At 61.0% G+C, this 20581-nt stretch carries 24 protein-coding genes; 13 read left to right on the top strand and 11 right to left on the bottom strand.

Features of this window, described 5'->3' with window-relative positions; genetic code table 11:
- Nucleotides 1-43: 43 nt before the first annotated feature.
- Genes hisD through BM267_RS15125 form a run of 9 tightly spaced genes read right to left on the bottom strand, consistent with a single transcriptional unit; the run spans nt 44 to nt 6633 of the window.
- Nucleotides 44-1351 (bottom strand): histidinol dehydrogenase, encoded by a 1308-nt coding sequence (gene hisD / locus BM267_RS15165; RefSeq protein WP_036992778.1) that lies wholly within the window; start codon nt 1349-1351, stop codon nt 44-46.
- 34 nt (nt 1352-1385) lie between these two features.
- Nucleotides 1386-2027, bottom strand: coding sequence for an ATP phosphoribosyltransferase (gene hisG / locus BM267_RS15160; RefSeq protein WP_036992779.1), 642 nt, complete (start codon nt 2025-2027; stop codon nt 1386-1388).
- Between the two features lie 10 nt (nt 2028-2037).
- Nucleotides 2038-3303 (bottom strand): UDP-N-acetylglucosamine 1-carboxyvinyltransferase, encoded by a 1266-nt coding sequence (gene murA, locus BM267_RS15155; protein WP_036992781.1) that lies wholly within the window; start codon nt 3301-3303, stop codon nt 2038-2040.
- Nucleotides 3304-3328: 25 nt separating this feature from the next.
- Nucleotides 3329-3565 carry a BolA family protein gene (locus BM267_RS15150; RefSeq protein ID WP_036992782.1) on the bottom strand — a complete coding sequence of 79 codons (237 nt, stop codon included), beginning with the start codon at nt 3563-3565 and terminating at the stop codon, nt 3329-3331.
- Nucleotides 3552-3896: an STAS domain-containing protein gene (locus BM267_RS15145; RefSeq protein ID WP_051611352.1), complete on the bottom strand. Its 345-nt coding sequence runs from the start codon at nt 3894-3896 to the stop codon at nt 3552-3554. Before BM267_RS15145 ends, BM267_RS15150 begins: the two co-directional genes overlap by 14 nt.
- Nucleotides 3893-4540 carry an MlaC/ttg2D family ABC transporter substrate-binding protein gene (locus tag BM267_RS15140; protein ID WP_036992784.1) on the bottom strand — a complete coding sequence of 216 codons (648 nt, stop codon included), beginning with the start codon at nt 4538-4540 and terminating at the stop codon, nt 3893-3895. Before BM267_RS15140 ends, BM267_RS15145 begins: the two co-directional genes overlap by 4 nt.
- 12 nt (nt 4541-4552) lie before the next feature.
- Nucleotides 4553-5017, bottom strand: coding sequence for an outer membrane lipid asymmetry maintenance protein MlaD (gene mlaD / locus BM267_RS15135; protein WP_036992786.1), 465 nt, complete (start codon nt 5015-5017; stop codon nt 4553-4555).
- Nucleotides 5018-5035: 18 nt separating this feature from the next.
- On the bottom strand, nt 5036-5818 hold the full coding sequence (gene mlaE / locus BM267_RS15130; protein ID WP_036992788.1) for a lipid asymmetry maintenance ABC transporter permease subunit MlaE: 783 nt from the start codon (nt 5816-5818) through the stop codon (nt 5036-5038).
- A complete protein-coding gene (locus BM267_RS15125) occupies nt 5815-6633 on the bottom strand; it encodes an ATP-binding cassette domain-containing protein (protein WP_036992789.1) in 819 nt (272 codons plus the stop codon). Before BM267_RS15125 ends, mlaE begins: the two co-directional genes overlap by 4 nt.
- A 195-nt stretch (nt 6634-6828) precedes the next feature.
- On the opposite strand from BM267_RS15125, the gene BM267_RS15120 reads away from it, so the two are divergent.
- From BM267_RS15120 to BM267_RS15075, 10 genes are all read left to right on the top strand, one after another.
- Nucleotides 6829-7800: a KpsF/GutQ family sugar-phosphate isomerase gene (locus BM267_RS15120; RefSeq protein WP_036992791.1), complete on the top strand. Its 972-nt coding sequence runs from the start codon at nt 6829-6831 to the stop codon at nt 7798-7800.
- Nucleotides 7797-8321 carry a KdsC family phosphatase gene (locus BM267_RS15115; protein WP_036992792.1) on the top strand — a complete coding sequence of 175 codons (525 nt, stop codon included), beginning with the start codon at nt 7797-7799 and terminating at the stop codon, nt 8319-8321. Before BM267_RS15120 ends, BM267_RS15115 begins: the two co-directional genes overlap by 4 nt.
- Entirely contained in the window at nt 8318-8890 is a 573-nt protein-coding gene (gene lptC / locus BM267_RS15110; RefSeq protein ID WP_051611354.1) for an LPS export ABC transporter periplasmic protein LptC, read from the top strand. The genes BM267_RS15115 and lptC overlap by 4 nt, the downstream gene beginning before the upstream one ends.
- Nucleotides 8877-9413: a lipopolysaccharide transport periplasmic protein LptA gene (gene lptA, locus BM267_RS15105; protein ID WP_036992793.1), complete on the top strand. Its 537-nt coding sequence runs from the start codon at nt 8877-8879 to the stop codon at nt 9411-9413. The genes lptC and lptA overlap by 14 nt, the downstream gene beginning before the upstream one ends.
- Nucleotides 9400-10125, top strand: a complete 726-nt coding sequence (lptB, locus tag BM267_RS15100) for an LPS export ABC transporter ATP-binding protein (RefSeq protein ID WP_036992795.1) — start codon at nt 9400-9402, stop codon at nt 10123-10125. The genes lptA and lptB overlap by 14 nt, the downstream gene beginning before the upstream one ends.
- A gap of 84 nt (nt 10126-10209) precedes the next feature.
- Nucleotides 10210-11709 (top strand): RNA polymerase factor sigma-54, encoded by a 1500-nt coding sequence (locus BM267_RS15095; protein WP_036992797.1) that lies wholly within the window; start codon nt 10210-10212, stop codon nt 11707-11709.
- A 96-nt stretch (nt 11710-11805) separates the two neighbouring features.
- A complete protein-coding gene (gene hpf / locus BM267_RS15090) occupies nt 11806-12114 on the top strand; it encodes a ribosome hibernation-promoting factor, HPF/YfiA family (protein WP_036992799.1) in 309 nt (102 codons plus the stop codon).
- A gap of 20 nt (nt 12115-12134) precedes the next feature.
- A complete protein-coding gene (gene ptsN, locus BM267_RS15085) occupies nt 12135-12584 on the top strand; it encodes a PTS IIA-like nitrogen regulatory protein PtsN (protein ID WP_036992801.1) in 450 nt (149 codons plus the stop codon).
- A 5-nt stretch (nt 12585-12589) separates the two neighbouring features.
- Complete coding sequence (rapZ, locus tag BM267_RS15080; RefSeq protein ID WP_036992804.1) at nt 12590-13444, top strand: RNase adapter RapZ; 855 nt, start codon at nt 12590-12592, stop codon at nt 13442-13444.
- A complete protein-coding gene (locus tag BM267_RS15075) occupies nt 13441-13719 on the top strand; it encodes an HPr family phosphocarrier protein (RefSeq protein ID WP_036992805.1) in 279 nt (92 codons plus the stop codon). The genes rapZ and BM267_RS15075 overlap by 4 nt, the downstream gene beginning before the upstream one ends.
- Nucleotides 13720-13773: 54 nt before the next feature.
- On the opposite strand, the gene pmbA is transcribed toward BM267_RS15075, so the two are convergent.
- Entirely contained in the window at nt 13774-15132 is a 1359-nt protein-coding gene (pmbA, locus tag BM267_RS15070) for a metalloprotease PmbA (protein WP_036992807.1), read from the bottom strand.
- 96 nt (nt 15133-15228) lie between these two features.
- Between pmbA and yjgA the strand changes: the two genes are divergently transcribed.
- The 3 genes from yjgA to egtB all read left to right on the top strand — a co-directional run bounded on the left by yjgA (nt 15229) and on the right by egtB (nt 18013).
- A complete protein-coding gene (gene yjgA / locus BM267_RS15065; protein ID WP_036992808.1) occupies nt 15229-15753 on the top strand; it encodes a ribosome biogenesis factor YjgA in 525 nt (174 codons plus the stop codon).
- Nucleotides 15754-15828: 75 nt separating this feature from the next.
- Nucleotides 15829-16803, top strand: a complete 975-nt coding sequence (gene egtD / locus BM267_RS15060) for an L-histidine N(alpha)-methyltransferase (RefSeq protein WP_051611356.1) — start codon at nt 15829-15831, stop codon at nt 16801-16803.
- Nucleotide 16804: 1 nt separating this feature from the next.
- Entirely contained in the window at nt 16805-18013 is a 1209-nt protein-coding gene (gene egtB / locus BM267_RS15055; protein WP_036992809.1) for an ergothioneine biosynthesis protein EgtB, read from the top strand.
- A gap of 450 nt (nt 18014-18463) precedes the next feature.
- On the opposite strand, the gene BM267_RS15050 is transcribed toward egtB, so the two are convergent.
- Entirely contained in the window at nt 18464-20269 is a 1806-nt protein-coding gene (locus BM267_RS15050; RefSeq protein ID WP_036992810.1) for a phenylacyl-CoA dehydrogenase, read from the bottom strand.
- Nucleotides 20270-20581: the final 312 nt, after the last annotated feature.

The following is a 20581-nucleotide window of genomic DNA, read 5'->3' as shown; positions in this document are numbered from 1 at the left end:
ATCCTCGATTTGAAGCAAGCCGCAAGCTGCCGGCTTGGGGCTGTTATTTGATTCGGTATTCCGCGCTGCGGGCGTGCGCGGTCAGGCTTTCGCCGCGAGCCAGCACCGAGGCCGTTTTCGCCAGTTCCGAGGCACCTTCCGGGGAGCAGAAGATCACCGAGGAGCGCTTCTGGAAGTCGTAGACGCCCAGCGGCGACGAGAACCGCGCGGTACCGGAGGTCGGCAACACATGGTTCGGGCCGGCGCAATAATCGCCCAGCGCTTCGGGTGTGAAGCGGCCCATGAAGATGGCGCCGGCGTGACGGATCTGCAACAGCATGGCATCGGGGTCGGCGACCGACAGTTCGAGGTGCTCGGGGGCGATGCGGTTGGACAGCTCGCAGGCCTGCTCCAGGCTGTCGACCTTGATCAGCGCGCCGCGACTCTCCAGGGAGATACGGACCATGTCGCTGCGCTCCAGACTGCCCAGCAACTTGTTCAGACTGGCTTCGACCGCGTCGAGAAAATCCGCGTCCGGCGACAGCAGAATCGATTGGGCGTCTTCGTCGTGCTCGGCCTGGGAGAACAGGTCCATGGCGATCCAGTCCGGATCGGTCTGGCCATCGCAGATCACCAGGATTTCCGAGGGGCCGGCGATCATGTCGATACCGACCTTGCCGAACACCGCGCGCTTGGCGGTCGCCACGTAGATATTGCCCGGGCCGACGATCTTGTCCACCCCGGGAATGCTGTCAGTGCCATAGGCCAGCGCGGCCACGGCTTGCGCGCCACCCACAGTGAATACCCGATCAACCCCGGCCAGACAGGCTGCGGCCAGCACCAGCTCGTTGATCTCGCCGCGCGGCGTCGGCACCACCATGACCACTTCGGGCACACCCGCGACCTTGGCGGGAATCGCATTCATCAGCACCGACGAAGGATAGGACGCCTTGCCGCCCGGCACATAGAGACCAACCCGATCCAGCGGCGTTACCTGCTGGCCGAGTACCGTGCCATCAGCCTCGGTGTAGCGCCAGGAGTCCTGACGCTGATGCTCGTGGTAGAGCCGCACCCGCTCGGCTGCTACTTCCAGGGCCTGACGTTGTTCGGCGGTGATGCGATCGAGTGCCTGCTCCAGGCGGGCACGATCCAGGGTCAGATCGGCCATGCTGGCCACTTCGAGTCCGTCGAAGCGCGCGGTATATTCCACCACCGCCGCATCGCCACGGGCGCGTACGGCGGAGATGATTTCCTCGACCCTCTCGTTGACCGCCTTGTCAGACACACCTTCCCACGCCAGCAGCCCATCGAGATGATGGTTGAAATCGACCTGATTGATATCCAAACGGGCGATTTTCAACGGCGTGTTCATGGCGTATTCCTCAAGTGGGTTCGGGGTAGTGCTATCAGTTGGCGCGGCGCTCGACGGCCTCGGCCAACAGGTCAATCAGGCTCTTGATCCGGGCATGCTTCATCTTCATCGACGCCTTGTTGACGATCAGCCGGGAGCTGATGTCCGCGATCAGTTCCTGCGGCTCGAGGCCATTGGCCTTGAGCGTGTTGCCGGTATCGACCACATCGATGATCTTGTCCGCCAGGCCGACCAGCGGCGCCAGCTCCATGGAACCATACAACTTGATCAGCTCCACCTGGCGGCCCTGCTCGGCGTAGTAACGACGGGCGACGTTGACGAACTTGGTGGCCACCCGCAGGCGGCCCTTGGGCTCGGGCGTATTCACCGGGCCGGCCGTCATCAGCCGGCAGTTGGCAATCTTCAGATCCAGCGGTTCGTACAACCCCTGGCTGCCGTACTCCATGAGCACATCCTTGCCCGCCACGCCCAGATCGGCAGCGCCCTGCTCGACATAGGTCGGCACGTCAGTGGCGCGTACGATCAACAGCCGCACGTCCGGGTCGCTGGTGCTGAAGATCAGCTTGCGGCTCTTGTCCAGGTCTTCCACCGGCTCGATGCCCGCCAGCTTCAGCAGCGGCAGCGTGTCGTCCAGGATGCGGCCCTTGGACAGGGCGATGGTCAGGCTATTGCTCATGAAAATCCTCTCAAGCGGAAACGCGGCGGATACCGGCGCCAAGCATTTGCAGCTTTTCTTCGATGCATTCGTAACCACGATCGATGTGGTAGATCCGGTCAACCAGGGTGTCGCCATCAGCCCACAGGCCGGCGATTACCAGGCTGGCGGAGGCACGCAGGTCGGTCGCCATGACCGGTGCACCCTTGAGCCGCTCCACGCCGGTAATGATGGCGGTGTTGCCCTCGACCTGAATCTGCGCGCCCATGCGGCTCATTTCCTGCACGTGCATGAAACGGTTCTCGAACACCGTCTCGATCACGGTCCCGGTGCCCTCGGCCACGGCGTTCATGGCCATGAATTGCGCCTGCATATCCGTCGGGAAGGCCGGGTAAGGCGCGGTGCGCAGGTTGACCGCGCGCGGACGGTTGCCCTTCATGTCCAGACTGACCCAGTTCTTGCCGGTATCGATCTGCGCGCCCGCTTCTTCCAGCTTCAACAGGAAGGCTTCCAGAATCGACGGATCGGTATCCTTGAGCTTGACGCGGCCACGGGTGGCAGCACCGGCGACCAGGAAAGTGCCGGTTTCGATACGGTCAGGCATCACCGAATAGGTGGCACCATGCAGGCGCTCTACGCCATCCACGGTGATGGTGTCGGTACCATGGCCGCGGATCTGCGCGCCCATGGCGATCAGGCATTCGGCCAGATCCACCACCTCGGGCTCCCGCGCAGCGTTCTGAATCACCGTCTGCCCACGGGCCAGGGTGGCCGCCATCAGGATGTTCTCGGTACCGGTGACACTCACGGTATCGAAGAAGTAATGTGCCCCGCGCAGGCCACCTTCCGGCGCCTTGGCCTTGATGTAACCACCTTCGACGGTGATCTCGGCACCCATGGCTTCCAGGCCACGGATATGCAGATCCACCGGCCGCGAGCCGATCGCGCAACCGCCGGGCAGGGCCACTTCGGCATAGCCGAAATGCGCTACCATCGGCCCCAGCACCAGGATGGAAGCGCGCATGGTCTTGACCAGCTCGTAAGGCGCCACCAGGGTGGTAATGCTGGTCGGGTTCACTTCCACGTTGAGCTTGTCGCCCACTACCGGCTGCACACCCATGCGACCGAACAGTTCGATCATGGTGGTGATGTCATGCAGGTGCGGCAGGTTGCAGATGGTGACGGCTTCGTCAGCCAACAGGGTGGCGGCCAGGATCGGCAGCGCAGAGTTCTTCGCGCCGGAAATGCGGATCTCGCCATCCAGGCGGTTACCGCCGGTGATCATCAATTTGTCCATACGGGTTCTCTCGTGCTGGGTCCGGTTACCGGTTGTCCCAGGCTTCGCGGGTAAAAAATTTCATGGTGACCGCATGGATGCTGCCATCGGCAATCGGGCCGTTGAGCAGCGCATAGACCTGCTGCTGACGCTTGACCGGCGACAGCGCCGCCAGTTCGTCACTGATCAGCAACAGCTGAAAGTTGCAGCCTTCGCCTTCCACTTCCACCTGTGTCTCGGGCAAATGCTGCTCCAGCAGCTTCTTTACTTCACTGGCCTGCATGGGGTATCTCCGTTGTGCTGCCGTCGGCAGCAGAAAGTGTTTCCAGCCAATCATCCAGGCCGCATACCGCCGCCATGCTCAGGAGGCCGGCCGGCAGCGCTGTGGCCTGCAGTTGAACCTGGCTCTGCTGCGCCGACCGAGCGGCAGACAACAATAGCGACAGGCCGACGCTGTTGATCCGGGTCACGCCGGACAGATCAAGCACCACGCGTTTGCCGGCCGAGCTGGCCAGGAAGCTGTCGAGCGCCTCACGTACCGGGATGGCGCTGACGAAGTCCAGCTCGCCTTCCAGCCGCAGCCGCTCGCCGTCAGGTACCCAGCGCGCCGTCACTCGCCGGCCTCGTCTTCGACGATCTCGCGGGACTCGGCAACCACACTGCCCCAGTTGTCGATGACCGCATCCAGGTCATTGCGTTGGGCCTGCATGGCCTGGGCGAACTGGTCACGGAACAGCAGGCCGATGTTGATGCCTTCGACGATCACGTTGCGCACTTTCCACTGGCCATCGATATTGGCCATGGTATAGGTCACCTTGTAGACGTTGCCATCATTGGCCTGCACTTCCATATCCACACTGGCACGCTGCTCAGACTGCTGCGAGCCCCGGGCCGGCGGCAGTACGGCGATCTTGCCGCTATTGAATTCGAGCAGAGCATTGCCATAGAACTCGACCATGCTGCGCTTGAAGGTATCGATGAAGCGCTCCATCTGCTCATCCGAGGCACTGCGGCTGTAGCGTACGGTCATCACGCTGCGAGCGATGCCCTTGAAGTCGACCACCGGATCGAGGACCTCGTTGAGCCCTTCGAGAAAGGCGTTGGAATCCTGCTTGTACAGCTCGCGGTTGGAGTCCAGTACTTCCATGACCCGCACGGAGGTATCTTCCACTACCTGATGGGGTGTAGCCGCCGCAGCCTGAGCCAGCAGCGGCATGCTCAGCAACAGGGCCAGGCCCCACGTCATGACGTTGCGCATAGTCTTCTCCTGTTAGTCGTCTTTGCTGACGGTATTGAGCAAGAAACGTCCGATCAGTTCCTCAAGCACCAGCGCCGACTGGGTATCGAGGATCTCGTCACCATCAGCCAGCACCAGTTCATCTCCGCCAACGGAGATGCCAATGTATTTCTCACCGAGCAAGCCGGCGGTGACGATCGATGCGGTACTGTCCGCCGGCAGGGTGTCGACATCAGAGTTGATCGACATCTCGACCAAGCCGGTGTAACGGTTCTTGTCAAAGGTGATGCGTTTGACCTGGCCAATGGTCACACCGGCCATGGTTACCTTGGAGCGAGCGGTCAGGCCGGACACGTTGTCGAAGTGGGCATAGACCGTATAGGTGTCGCCACTGGTGGTCAGGGTCAGACCGCTGACACGCAGGGCAAGTATCAGCAGGGCCAGCAATCCGGCCAGGATGAACAGGCCGACAGTCAATTCCAGTTTACGGGTGCGCATGGCAGTTTCCTTGGCTGATCAAAACATCAAAGCGGTGAGAATGAAATCCAGGCCCAGCACGGCCAGGGAGGCATAGACAACAGTACGGGTGGTAGCCCGGCTGATGCCCTCGGACGTCGGCTCGCAATCGTAGCCCTGGAATACCGCGATCCAGGTCACCACGACGGCAAATACCAGGGATTTGATCATCCCGTTAAGCACGTCCGCACTGAAGAGTACCGAGTTCTGCATATTGGACCAGTAGGAGCCGGAATAGATGCCCAGCCAATCCACGGCCACCATGGCGCCGCCCCAGATGCCGACCACACAGAAGATCAGCGACAGCAGCGGCATGGAAATGAAGCCCGCCCACAGTCTAGGGGCGACTACATATTTGAGCGGGTCGACACCGATCATTTCCAGGCTGGAGAGCTGTTCGGTGGCCTTCATCAGGCCGATCTCGGCGGTCAGCGCCGAACCGGCTCGGCCGGCGAACAACAGCGCGGTGACCACCGGCCCCAGTTCACGCAGCAGGGTCAACGCCACCATCTGCCCGACCGCTTGCTCGGAGCCGTAGTCCTTGAGGATATTGTAACCCTGCAGTGCCAGAACCATGCCGATGAACACCCCCGAAACGGTGATGATCGCCAGCGACAGCACCCCCACGGCATACAGTTGCTTGAGCAGCAGGCCAAAGGGATTGCCGAAGTTGGAACGTCCGGCCAGCGCCTGATACAGGAAGATGCCGGACCGGCCGATGGCCGCGACCAGATTCAGGCCGGATCGCCCCAGCAGGGTCACCCGATTTGCAAGAATGCTCACGCCTTGCGCTCCTTCTGCAGTAGTTCATCCACATAATCCGTGGCAGGAAAGTGGAACGGCACCGGGCCGTCCGGCTCGCCCTGCATGAACTGACGGATGCGCGGGTTATCGGAGTTCATCAACTCATCGGGCTCGCCGTGGCCCAGCACCTGGCCATCACCCACCACATAGAGGTAGTCGGCGATACTGGCGGTTTCCGCCAGATCGTGGGATACCACGATGCTGGTCAGCCCCAGTGCGTCGTTGAGCAGGCGGATCAACCGCACCAGTACGCCCATGGAAATCGGGTCCTGGCCGACGAAGGGCTCGTCGTACATCATCAGCTCGGGGTCCAGGGCGATAGCGCGGGCCAACGCGACGCGCCGCTTCATACCACCGGACAGTTCGTCGGGCATCAACTGCGTGGCACCACGCAGGCCGACGGCCTGGAGTTTCAGCAGGACGATATCGCGGATCATGTCTTCCGGCAGCTGAGTGTGCACTCGCAGCGGGAAGGCGACGTTCTCGAACACGTTCAGGTCGGTAAACAGTGCCCCACTCTGGAACAGCATGCCCATATGCTGGCGCGCGGCAAACAGCTCTTCACGGCCCAGCTGGGGAATGTTCTGTCCATTGACGAGAATGGCGCCGCTGTCAGGGCGCAGTTGCGCACCGATCAGGCGCAGCAAGGTGGTCTTACCGCAGCCCGAAGGCCCCATGATGCCGGTAATCTTGCCGCGGGGGATCCGGATGTCTACATTATTGAAGATAGTCCGCTCACCCCGGGTGAAGGTTACCTGCTGCAGATCGACGATAAAATCCGATGATTCGGGCATAGTTATAGGCGGCCTTACCTGTTAACCGGCGCAATGACGGAAAAATGAACGGGGTAATATACCAGTTCCGCCGTTGCAGCCCAAGCTGCATGGGTTTCATTTGTTTTCCACCAGAAAAGCGCAGCAACAACACAGATGAGCCGCCCGCCACAAAACGTTATACTCAGCGCTGACCGAAAACAGATATCAAAGCCCATGCCAGAATTCGATTACACCGCATCAGCGCAACGCACCATCCGTATGGAACGTGACGCCGTCGACAGCCTGCTTACCCGGCTCGAAGGCCACTTCGATACTGCCTGCGCCACTCTCATCCAGTGTTCGGGGCGCATTGTCGTTACCGGCATGGGCAAATCCGGGCATGTCGGTCGCAAGATTGCCGCCACCCTGGCCAGCACCGGCTCCCCGGCGTTTTTCGTGCATCCAGGCGAAGCCAGTCACGGCGACATGGGTATGATCACCCGTGATGATGTCGTCATCGCCCTGTCCAACTCGGGCAATACCGCTGAAGTGGTTACCCTGCTGCCGCTGATCAAGCGCCTGGGCATTCCCATGATCAGCATTACCGGCAACCCCGATTCGACACTGGCCCGCGCCGCCGTTGCCAACCTGAACACCGGCGTCGAGCAGGAAGCCTGCCCGCTGAACCTGGCCCCCACCTCCAGCACTACCACCGCACTGGTGATGGGCGACGCCCTGGCCATTGCCCTGCTGGAAGCCCGCGGCTTCAGCGCCGAGGATTTCGCTTTCTCGCACCCCGGCGGCAGCCTCGGTCGCCGCCTGCTGCTGTTGGTGGATGACATCATGCACAGCGGCCCACAGATGCCGCTGGTATCGCCCGACACGCCCCTGCGCGATGCGCTGCTGGAAATGACCCGCAAGGGTCTGGGGTTGACCGGCATCACCGATGGCGAAGGCCGGCTTGCCGGAATCTTCACCGACGGTGACCTGCGCCGCACCCTGGACCAGGACATCGATATCCGCAACGCCCGCATCGAGCAGGTGATGACGCCGCGCTGCAAGACCGCCCGCCAGGGTGTATTGGCCGCCGAGGCACTGAAAATCATGGAAGACGGCAAGATCAGCGGCCTGTTCGTGGTCGATGCCGACGGCAAGCCGGTCGGCGCCCTGAATATGCATGATCTGCTACGCGCGGGGGTGGTATGAACAACGAGCTGCTCGAACGCGCCCGTCATATCCGCCTGGCGATCTTCGACGTCGATGGCGTGCTGACCGACGGTCGTCTGTACTTCATGCCTGACGGCACCGAATTCAAATCCTTCAATACTCTGGATGGCCACGGCATCAAAATGCTGATCGCCTCCGGAGTGCAGACTGCGATCATCAGCGGCCGCAACTCGCCGCTGGTGGAACGCCGCGCCGCCAACCTGGGTATCCAGCACCTGATCCAGGGGCGCGAGGACAAGCTCACCGCACTGGCCGAGTTGCGCGCCCTGGTGCCAGTGGAAATGGAGCAGATCGCCTTTCTCGGCGATGACCTGCCGGATCTGCCGGTCATGCGCCGCGTCGGCCTCGGCATGGCCGTGGGCACCGCGGATACCTTCGTGCGCCAGCATGCCCACGGCGTGACCAGCAATGCCGGCGGCGCCGGCGCGGCGCGGGAGTTCTGCGAACTGATCATGCGCGCCCAGGGCACCCTGGAAAGCGCCCAGGCAGCTTACCTGTGAAGATCCCACGTTATCTGGTTACCGGCGGCATTGTCCTGCTCGCCGTGGCACTGGCGTTGGCGGTGGGTTACTGGAACATCCGCCCAGCCAGTTTCACGCCACAGGTGATCCAGGACCCGCTGCAGCCCGATTTCTTCATGGACAATGCCCGGATCCGCCAGCTCGACGTCAATGGCCAGCCGGTATATGACCTGGACAGTGTACGTGCCGCGCACCAGGTCGGTGACGACGTGACCGAACTGGATGACCCCAAACTGCTGTATTACCGCGAAGGCGAGCAGCAGCCCTGGGATGTGCAGGCCCGCTACGGCGAAGTCAGCGCTGGGGGGGATCGGGTGGACCTGAGCCAGAACGTAGTGATTGAACAGCAGTTGACGGGCCAGCCACTGCGGCGCCTGTCGACGCCGGCCCTGAGCATCTTCCCCCACCGGCATTTTGCCGAAACTGACCGGAGCGTCAGAATCGAGGCCGCCAACGGCGTGACCACAGCCACCGGTATGGAAGCGAATTTCAATGACGGCACCATCAAGCTGCTGTCCAACGTAAGAGGCGAACATGAAGCCCTTTAGAATCCTCTGCCTGGCCCTGCTGACGGGTGCGGCCACGCCAGTGCTGGCCCTGCCCGACGATGCCAATCAGCCGATCCGCATCCAGGCCAATGCCGCCACCCTGGACGATCGTCGCAGCACCGCCGTGTATACCGGCAACGTCATCATCACCCAGGGCAGCATGCGCCTGACCGGCAATCGCGTGACCCTGACCACCAACGACGCCGGCGACGTCAGCAAGGTCGTCTCGGTGGGCTCGCCTGCCACTTACCGGCAGCAGCCCGAAGCGGACGGCAGTCCAGTGGACGCACGGGCCCAGACCATCGAATACCACGCCGCCGCCAATCGCGTGGTCCTGATCGACCAGGCCTTCCTCGAACAATCCGGCAATACCTTCCAGGGCCAGCGTGTCAGCTATGACATCGAGCGCCAGGTGGTAGACGCCGGTCGAGCCGATGCCGCCGAAGGGGAATCCGCCGAGCGCATCGAGATAATCATCCAGCCACGCAAGCGTACCGAGCCGGCAACCAATGACGAAACTTGAAGCACGCCACCTGGCCAAAGCCTACAAATCGCGCAAGGTAGTACAGGATGTATCCCTGTCGATCAGGAGTGGCGAGGTGGTCGGCCTGCTCGGCCCCAACGGCGCCGGCAAGACCACCTGCTTCTATATGATCGTCGGCCTGGTCAAGGCAGACCAGGGCAGCATCCTGATCAATGATCAGGATGTCACCCGCCTGCCGATGCACGGCCGGGCGCGCCAGGGCATCGGCTACCTGCCGCAGGAAGCCTCCATTTTTCGCAAGCTCAGCGTCGCGGACAACATCATGGCGATTCTGGAAACCCGCCCGGACCTGAACCGCCAGGGCCGCGAAGGCAAACTGGATTCCCTGCTGCGTGAATTTCATATCCATCACCTGCGTGATAGCGCCGGCATGAGCCTGTCCGGTGGAGAGCGACGCCGCGCTGAAATTGCCCGCGCACTGGCGACCGATCCGCAGTTCATTCTGCTCGACGAACCTTTCGCCGGGGTCGATCCGATCTCGGTCAATGATATCAAGCAGATCATCCAGCACCTCAAGGACAAGGGCATCGGCGTACTGATAACCGACCATAACGTGCGGGAGACTCTGGATATCTGCGACAAGGCGTATATCGTCAATGACGGCCATATCATCGCCGAAGGTGACGCCGAGGAAGTGCTCGCCAACCAGCTGGTACGCGATGTGTATCTGGGCCATGCCTTCCGTTTGTAAAAGCCCAACGGAATGAGGCATGCTGGCCATGTTTTTGGTTGTCTCTCAATGGCTTAAACAGCGCACAAGGTAAACCGCAACACTATGAAACCAACGCTCGTCCTCAAAATGGGGCAGCAGCTGACCATGACTCCACAGCTGCAGCAAGCCATTCGGCTGCTTCAGCTGTCCAGCCTGGATCTGCAGCAGGAAGTGCAGGAAGCACTGGAAGCCAATCCCATGTTGGAGCTGGCCGACGACGGCGATGATGATTTCAGCCCCAGTGCGAGCGATACCGCTGGCAACGACGATGCCCCCGCCACGGCCCTGCCCGAGCCCGTTGAGCTGGAGGCCATTGACCAGCACAGCCACGGCGAAGAAGAAGGCAACTGGAACGAGCAGATTCCCAACGAATTGCCGGTCGACACCCAGTGGGAGGATATCTATCAGACCTCTGCCAGCTCCCTGCCCAGTTCAGATGATGAAGACTGGGACTTTACCGCGCGCACCGGCACTGGCGAGACCCTGCAGAGCCACCTTGAGTGGCAACTCAATTTGCTGCCGTTGTCGGACACCGACTATCAGATCGCTATCGCCCTGATCGATGGCATCAACGCCGATGGCTATCTGGAAGAATCCCTGGAAGACATTCTGACCTCCCTCGACCCAGCCCTCGAAGTGGAGCTGGATGAGGTCGAGATGGTGCTGCACCGGATTCAGCAGTTCGAGCCGACCGGTGTTGGCGCCCGCAACCTGAGCGAATGCCTGCACCTGCAGTTACAGCAGTTACCCGACACCACGCCCATGCTGGAGCAGGCCAAACGTGTGGTCCGCGACCACCTGGAGCTGCTCGGCAGCCGCGATTTCGCCCAGTTGATGCGCCGCTCCCGGCTGAAGGAGGATCAGCTGCGCGAGGTGGTGGAGCTGATCCAGACGCTGAACCCACGCCCCGGCGGCGAGATCGCCTCCGGTGAAGCAGAATATGTGATTCCCGATGTCATCGTGCGGCGGGACCAGAACCGCTGGATCGTCGAGCTGAACCAGGAGGCTGCGCCCAAGGTCCGGGTCAACAGCCAATACGCCTCCATGGTCAAGCGAGCTGACAGCAGCAACGACAACACCTACCTGCGCAACCATCTGCAGGAAGCGCGCTGGTTCATCAAGAGCCTGCAGAGCCGCAACGAGACGTTGATGAAGGTCGCAACCCAGATCGTCGAGCATCAGCGCGGCTTTCTCGAACATGGCGAAGAAGCCATGAAACCGCTGGTACTGCACGACATCGCCGAAGCCGTGGGCATGCATGAGTCGACCATCTCCCGGGTGACCACACAGAAATTCATGCATACGCCGCGGGGCATCTTCGAGCTCAAGTATTTCTTCTCCAGCCATGTCAGCACCAGCGAGGGCGGCGAGTTCTCCTCCACCGCCATTCGGGCGCTGATCAAGAAGCTGGTCGCGGCGGAAAACCCGAAGAAACCATTGAGTGACAGCAAGATCGCTGGTCTACTTGAGGAACAGGGCATCCATGTCGCGCGACGGACCATCGCCAAATACCGCGAGTCCCTCAACATAGCGCCATCCAGCGAGAGGAAACGTCTGGTCTGAATCAATTGTTGGATCAATGAAATCGGCAACGAGAAGTGGCACCATGGAGTCACCGACAATGGTACTCCGGTTATCAAGCCAATCAGGAGAAGTGTTATGCAAATGAACATCACTGGTCTTCAGCTCGATATCACCGACGCACTGCGTGATTACGTTACCGAAAAGATGGCCCGCCTTGAGCGGCATTTCGACAAGATCATCAGCGTTCAGATCACTCTGGAGGTGGACAAGCTTCAGCAGAAGGCCGAAGGTACCCTGCACATTGCCGGCAACGATCTGGTTGCCGAAGCGGAACATTCCGACATGTATGCCGCCATCGACCTGCTGGCTGACCGCCTGGATCGCCAGTTGATCAAACATAAGGAAAAACACATTGGCCGCCAACAAGGCGTCAATGACCGGTAAGGCTTTAAAGCAGCGAACCCATGCAGATAGATAACGTACTTACCCCCCAGCTTACTTTCACCAGTGTGCCGGGGGGCTCTAAGAAACGGGTGCTGGAAATGATCGGTGATATGGTCGCCCAGCACACCGATCTGGACTCCGATGCCATTTATGAAAGCCTGATCGCCCGGGAAAAGCTCGGGTCGACCGGCTTCGGCAATGGCATCGCCATTCCCCATTGCCGGCTGGAGCAGTGCACCCATGCCATCGGTGCCCTGCTGCAGCTCGACAGCAAGATCGACTTCGACTCTCTGGATGGTGAGCCGGTCGATCTGATTTTCGTACTGCTGGTGCCCCATGAGGCCACCGAGCAGCATTTGCAGATACTCAAGATGCTGGCCGAGAAACTTGACCAGGAAGATTTGCGCGAGGCCCTGCGACAGGCGCCAGATGCAGAAACCCTGTATCGGGTCATGGTTGGCGGAGGCTGATACTGATGCGCCTGGTTGTAGTCAGCGGACGATCCGGATCCGGTAAAAGTACCGCTCTGCACCTCCTGGAAGACAATGGTTTCTATTGCATCGACAACCTTCCGGCAGGCCTGCTGCCGGAGTTGGCCCGGCAGGCCAACAATACCGACCTGAGCCTGCCCAAGGTCGCCATCAGCATCGATGCCCGCAACCTGCCCAGTGATCTCGAGCGCTTCCCGGACCTGCTCAAGCAGGTACGCGACGCCGGTATTCACTGCGACGTGTTGTTCCTTGCCGCGACCGATGAGGTACTGATCAAGCGCTTCTCGGAAACCCGCCGCAAGCACCCGTTAACCGACGGCAACTTGTCCCTCGGCGAAGCCATCGCGGCCGAACTGAAGCTACTCGAACCCATCATCGACCTGGCCAGCCTGAAGATCGACACCAGTCACCTGACGCTCTATCAGCTACGCGACCTGCTCAAGCAGCGTCTGCTCAGCAGCCAGAGCAACAGTCCGTCGATCCTGATCCAGTCGTTCGGTTTCAAACGCGGCGTGCCGGTGGATGCCGATCTGGTATTCGACGTTCGCTGCCTGCCCAATCCCTACTGGAAGCCCGACCTGCGGCCGTTTTCCGGCAAGGACCAGCAGATCCGCGATTACCTGGACGCCGAGCCCGATGTTCAGGACATGTACCAGGACATCTTCTATTTTCTGCAGAAGTGGCTGCCGCGCTATGCCGCTGGTGAGCGCAGCTACATGAGCATCGGCATCGGCTGCACCGGCGGTCATCACCGCTCGGTATATATCGCCGAACGCCTGGTCAGGGAGCTCAGTGTGCATTCCTCCAACCTGCTCATCCGCCACCGGGACCTGCCATGACCCAACTGACCGAACGCGTGCGCATCATCAACAAACTCGGCCTGCATGCCCGGGCAGCCGCCAAGTTTGTCAATGTGGCCAAGCAGCACGAGTGCAGCGTCAGGGTCGGTGGTGACGAGCAGCAGATGGTCGACGGCAAGAGCATCATGCAAGTGATGATGCTGGCCGCCAGCAAGGGCAGCGAGATCTGCATCAGTTGTGAAGGCGAGCATGCCGAACAGGCCATGGCGGAACTGATCGGGCTGATCAATGATTACTTTGGTGAAGGCGAGTAGCGCAGCCAGGGCCTGTCAGCAGGCAAACCCGCTAACAGGCGTTAAAGACTGACTCTACGCCCCGCCCACCGTCATGCCATCCACCAGCCAGCTGCCGGTCAGGTAGTTGCCGCGACGCTCGATATCCGAGCCGACGCAGCGCAGGTTGGCGAACATGTCCTTCAGGTTGCCGGCGATGGTCACTTCCCGCACCGGGTGACTGATCACGCCGTTTTCCACCCAGAAACCACCGGCTCCGCGTGAATAGTCGCCAGTAACGCCATTGACGCCCTGCCCCATCAGCTCGGTGACCAGCAGGCCAGTGCCCATTTCCCGCAGCAGCGCCGGCAGGTCACCGGCGTTGGCATTGATATGCAGGTTATGCACACCGCCAGCATTGGCGGTACTGGCCAGCTTCAGCCGGCGGGCCGAGTAGGTGCTCAGCACCCAGCTCTGCAACACGCCCTGCTGAATGAAGCTCTGCGCTCGGGTCGCCAGGCCGTCGCCGTCGAAACCGGCACTGCCCAGCGCCTGCAGCAGGTGTGGACGCTCATCGATGGTGACCCACTCGGGAAATACCTGAGTACCCATGGCATCCAGCAGGAAGGTGGACTGACGGTAAACCGCGCCGCCGGAAATCGATCCGACCAGACTGCCAAGCAGACCGGCCGCCTGATCAGCGGCAAACAGTACCGGCACCTTGGCGGTTTTCACCGGCTTGGCGCCCAGCCGTGCCAGTGCCCGCTCAGCAGCCTTCTGCCCCAGGGCTTGCGGGCCCAGCAGCCGCTCGGCCTTGCGATCCACCGTATACCAGTAGTCACGCTGCATACCGTCTTCAGTATTGACGATCAGGACCGCCGAGGCGCTGTGCCGGGTTCCCAGCGAGCTGCCGATGAAACCGTGGCTGTTGCCGTAGACCCGACAACCCTGCTGGCTGCTGAGGTTGGCGCTGTCACTGCTCAACCGCGGATCCATTGCCAACGCCGCCGCCTCGCAGCTCAATGCCCGCTCGATGGCCGCATCAGCATCCAGCGCCCAGGGATGATACAGATCCAGGTCCGGGATATCCCTCGCCATCAGTGCGGCATCGGCCAGGCCGGAATAACTGTCAGGTGAGGTATTGCGAGCGATCGCCAGGGCCGCCTCGACCGCCGAGCGAATCGCCTCGTCGGACGTATCCGAGGTACTGGCCGAGCCCTTGCGCTGGCCCAGATACAGGCTGATGCCGAAGCCCCGGTCCCGGTTCAGTTCCACCGTTTCAACTTCACCGCGGCGCACGCCAACGGACAAGCCAGTGTTCTGACTGACCGCCACCTCGCAGGCCGAAGCACCTTGCCGACGGGCCTCATCGAGAATGAATGCCACGCGCTGCTCGAGCTGCTGGCATAGGGCGCTGGGGTCGTCATCGTGCTGGACAGGAAGCTGTTCGGTCATGTGATCTCCTTGTAGGCGGCCATTGTACCCCGGACAGCCGCCCTGTGAACGGGTATCATGACGCCTTGAACAGAACCGGTGAACGGGCAGCAAACCATGACAGATTTTCCTGAAGAACACGACAATGACGAGCTGGATGATGAGAAGAGCAAGAGTCAGGTCAAACGCGAAATGCACGCCATGCAGGAGCTCGGGCGCCGACTGACCGAACTCAAGCCTCACCAGCTGGAAAAGCTCAACCTCACCGATGAGATGCGCAAGGCGTTGGACGAGGCCCACCGCCACACCGCCCGAGGCGCGCTGAAGCGGCACCTCAGCTTCGTCGGCAAGCTGATGCGGGATCAAGATGTGGAAGCAATCGAGGCGTACCTCGCCCGACTCGACAGCAGCAGCCAGGCCCATGCCCAGTTCTTCCATCAAATGGAGCGTTGGCGCGACCGGCTGCTGACTGGCAAGCCGGACGAACAGCAGGCCTTCATGGAAGCCTACCCCGATGCCGACCGGCAAACCATCCGCCAATTGGTGCGTCAGGCCAGCAAGGAAGCAGCCGAAGGCAAGCCGCCGGCCGCCTCGCGCAAACTGTTCAAGCTGATCCGTGAGGTCGTCGAAAACGCGGAATAACCCGCGGCAGCATGTAATGGCGATCTGTGGCTGATGTGCTAGGTTCAAATAGAACATCAAGCCACAGGACCTGCCGTGAATATCGCCACGCCACTCCCCCGCCTGGAAAACCTGCTACCGCCTGATCACGACAATGAATATCAGCAGTTGCTCGATGGGCTCCTGCAACCCCAGGCACGCATCAATCCAAAATACTTCTACGATGACACCGGCTGCGAGCTGTTTACCCGCATCTGCGAGCTTGAGGAGTACTACCCGACCCGCACCGAGGCGGCGATTTTCGAGCGCTGCGCGGATGACATCAGCTTGGCGCTGGTCAATCACGCCCAATGGATTGACCTGGGCTGCGGCGACTGCAGCAAGTCACGCCGCTGGCTGCAACATATCGCTCCGGCCAGGCTGATCGGCGTCGATATTGCCGGCGACTTTCTGCAAAGCTGTCTGGCCGATATTGCCCATGATCATCCGGAGTTGGAATGCATCGGCGTAGTCAGCGATTTCACCCGTCGTCTCGATCTGGCCGAATTGCTTGCCGAAGACCGCGCCAGTCCGCCGGTGTTCTTCTATCCCGGCTCATCAATCGGCAACTTCACCCGCCCCGATGCTTTGCGCCTGTTGCGCTGCATTCGTCAGCAGTGCGGTGCTCGCGGGCAACTACTGATCGGCATCGACCTGGTGAAACCCAGCCCTATTCTGGAAGCGGCCTATGATGACGCCGAGGGCGTGACCGCCGCGTTCAATCTGAACGTGCTGAGCATGGTCAACCAGCTGTTGCATGCCGATTTCGAACCGGCCAACTTCGTCCATCAGGCAGTCTATGACCGCGAGCAGAATCGGATCGAGATGCGTCTGGTAGCAAAACACCCGCATCGTGTTCGGCTGGGCCACACCGAGCGGCACTTCCACAGGGGCGAATATATCCTCACCGAGTATTCGCATAAATACACCACCGATGGCTTCAGCGCCCTGCTGGCCGAGGCCGGGTTCCATTGTCAGCACCTGTGGACCGATCCGCAGCAATGGTTCGGTGTGTTTCTGGCGGAGTCTTGAGATGACCCAGCAACCACCCCACACCGAAGCCGCCGTGCTGCTGTCCCGCTACCGTCAGGTGCGCGACCGCAGCCTGAACCTGATCGAAGGGCTGACGCCGGAGGATTGCCAACTGCAATCCATCGCCGAAGCCAGTCCGCTCAAATGGCATCTGGCCCATACCAGCTGGTTTTTCGAGACGTTCATCCTGGCGGCACTGGCCCAGCCACCAGCGCCCTTCGATCCCGCTTTCAAGGTGCTGTTCAATTCCTACTATGTCGGCGTTGGTGACCGCCACGCACGACCGGAACGAGGGATGCTGTCACGGCCTACGCTGGAGCAGGTGTTGGCCTATCGCTGCCATGTCGATCAGCACATGCAACAAGCCCTCGCCGCAGCGGATATGCCTGCCGAGCAGGTCGCACTGGTCGAGCTGGGTCTGAATCACGAGCAGCAGCATCAGGAGTTGATGCTGACCGATTTGAAACACCACTTTTCCCGTAATCCGTTGTTTCCGGCATGGCGGGAGACCGGTGATGATCAACGTGCAGGCTCTGGTGCAACCGCTGAGCGGCTGCACTGCAACGGTGGTCTGGTGGATATTGGTCATGCCGGCCGCGGGTTCTGTTATGACAACGAATTGCCGCGCCACCGCGTCTGGCTGGAGCCGTTTTCCCTGGCCAGCCGCAATGTGACCAACGGCGAGTACCTGGCCTTTATCCGTGACGGCGGCTATCAGCGCTCCGAGTTGTGGCTGTCCGACGGCTGGGATCAGGTTTGCAGCGAAGGCTGGCACGCTCCGTTGTACTGGCAACACCACGACGCCGGCTGGCAGGTCTTTACCCTGCACGGGCTGCAGCCGCTGAATGAAGATGCGACCCTCAGCCATGTGAGCTTCTATGAAGCGGATGCCTACGCCCGCTGGGCCGGCGCTCGCCTGCCTACCGAAGCGGAATGGGAATATGCCGCTTCCGAGGAACAGCGGCTGGAAGGTCTGTTCGACGAGGTCTGGCAATGGTGCAACAGCGCCTACCTGCCCTACCCCGGCTTCCAGCCCGCTGCGGGAGCGGTTGGCGAATACAACGGCAAGTTCATGATCAACCAGATGGTCCTGCGCGGCGGCTCGCTGGCCACGCCAACAGGACATAGCCGGGCTTCGTATCGCAACTTCTTTCCGGCATGGGCGCGGTGGCAGTTCAGTGGGGTGCGGTTGGCGTGGGATAGCGTTTAGTCGATTGTTCGTTGATGGCTTGGGGCGGCTTGCGGGGTGGGGCCGAGCCGGTGGAGGCAATGCGGACACGCCGTGAATACATCCATGTAGGCTCGCGATTGCCATCCATGGCAATCGACGGTCCGCACTACCTCCACCGGCTCAGCCCTTACCTACATCGAAGCTGCTGCTGGTAAAAGCAAAAGCAAGTCTGGATAACCCGTCGCCCTGTCACTAATGACGTAAAAAATCTATCAGCGTGCATATAGTTGGCAAGTGCGTAGCCGGCTGGCCCTGACTGGACCGTGTGGTGGCCAGGGAAGGCCACCACACGAGCGCCCATGGACGGCTCGAGCGGGTCCGGTCAGGGCCAGCCGGCTATGCACCGACACAGAACCAGCCGCACCACACAACAAAAAAGCCGCCCCCGGCAACCGGGAGCGGCTTCGCAGATCACTCAACGCGAGGCTATCAGTAGCCCAGCGAGAAGCTCTCTTCGTCCATGTCCATCAGGTTCGCAGAACCGGACAGCATGGCTTCAACGTGGGTGCGGGTACGCGGCAGGATGCGCTGGTAGTAGAAACGCGCGGTCTGCAGCTTGGCCTTGTAGAAGGCAGCATCGCCTTCGCCGGAAGCCAGTTTCTCGGCAGCTACGCGAGCCATGTCGGCCCAGAAGTAGGCCAGGCAGACGTAACCGGAGTACATCAGGTAATCCACCGAGGCGGCACCGACCATCTCGCGGTCCTTCATGGCAGCCATGCCGACCTTCATGGTCAGGTCAGCCCATTCCTTGTTCAGGGTTGCCAGCGGGCCGACGAATTCCTGAATGGTCTCGTTGCCTTCCTGGCCTTTGCAGAACTTGTGCACGATCTTGGTGAAGTTCTGCAGGGTCGCGCCCTGAGTCATCAGTACTTTGCGGCCCAGCAGGTCCAGCGCCTGGATACCGGTGGTGCCTTCGTACAGCATGGAGATGCGCGAATCACGCACGTTCTGCTCCATGCCCCACTCGGAAATAAAGCCGTGGCCACCGTAGATCTGCACACCGTGGTTGGCCGCTTCGAAGCCGACTTCGGTCATGAACGCCTTGGCGATCGGGGTCAGGAAGGCCAGCAGGGAATCGGCGTGCTTCTTCTGCTCTTCGTCGGTGCTGCGCTTGATGATGTCGACCTGCTGGGCAGCGAAGTACACCATGGCGCGGTTGCCTTCGGCGAAGGCTTTCATGGTCAGCAGCATGCGGCGCACGTCCGGATGCACGATGATCGGGTCGGCGGGCTTTTCCGGGGCTTTCGGGCCGGTCAGAGCACGCATTTGCAGACGCTCACGGGCGTACTTGATGCCACCCTGGAAGGCGACTTCGGCATGGGCCAGGCCCTGCAGTGCGGTGCCCAGGCGTGCGGTGTTCATGAAGGTGAACATGCAGTTCAGGCCTTTGTTCGGCGGCCCGATCAAAAAGCCGGTGGCGCCGTCGAAGTTCATCACGCAGGTGGCGTTACCGTGGATACCCATCTTGTGTTCTAGCGAACCGCAGCTGACACCGTTACGCTCGCCGTTTTCGCCAGCAGCGTTCGGCAGAACCTTGGGCACGATGAACAGGGAAATACCCTTGGTGCCGGCCGGAGCATCGGGCAGGCGAGCGAGTACGATGTGGACGATGTTCTCGGCCATGTCATGCTCACCGGAGGAGATGAAGATCTTGGTACCGGAAATCTTGTAGCTGCCATCGCTGGCCGGCTCGGCCTTGGTGCGCAGCATGCCCAGGTCGGTGCCGCAATGGGGTTCGGTCAGGCACATGGTGCCGGTCCACTGGCCGGATACCAGCTTGGTCAGGTAGACCTGCTTCTGCTCGTCGGTGCCGTGGGCTTCGATGGTGTTCATCGCGCCGTGGGACAGGCCGGGGTACATGCCCCAGGACCAGTTGGCCTGGCCAACCATTTCACTGACGGCCAGTCCCAGGGAGTCGGGCAGGCCCTGGCCGCCGTACTCAGGGTCCAGCGACAGGCTCGGCCAGCCGCCTTCGACGAACTGCTCGTAGGCTTCCTTGAAGCCGGTCGGCGTCTTCACGCCCTCGGGAGACCAGGTGCAGCCTTCGGTGTCACCGACGCGGTTCAGCGGGGCGATGACCTGTTCACAGAATTTGGCACCTTCCTCGAGAATGGCACTGACCATGTCGGGAGTAGCATCTTCGCATCCCGGCAGACTGCTGTAATGTTCTTCATAACCCAGTACTTCGTCGCGAACAAAACGGATGTCACGCAGGGGAGCCTTGTATTCTGGCATGGTACTGACCTCAACGATTATTTCAGGATTCGGGACGGCGACGAGCCACAGGGCCCATTCAAACGCGTGTTTGAAACTTACGTTTCAGCCACAGCAATGTCAAGCCCCGCCGGATGAAAAACCGGGGAACATGGTGAAGTTCGAGATTAGCAGTAAAGGTCGCAGAGTTGGGATCGGGCGTGTGCGTTATGCAGCGCAGCATTCCTGGGGGGCGTCGAGCACCAGCTCGATGAAAGATATTTCAGGCACTCCGCTGGTCGAGCGGGTGCTCAGCCATTATCAGGAATCCTATTGTGGGAGCGGGCTTACTCG

This window comes from Halopseudomonas bauzanensis (genome assembly GCF_900114735.1).
Classification (GTDB): domain Bacteria; phylum Pseudomonadota; class Gammaproteobacteria; order Pseudomonadales; family Pseudomonadaceae; genus Halopseudomonas; species Halopseudomonas bauzanensis.
This window is presented reverse-complemented; position numbering and strand designations above follow the sequence as displayed.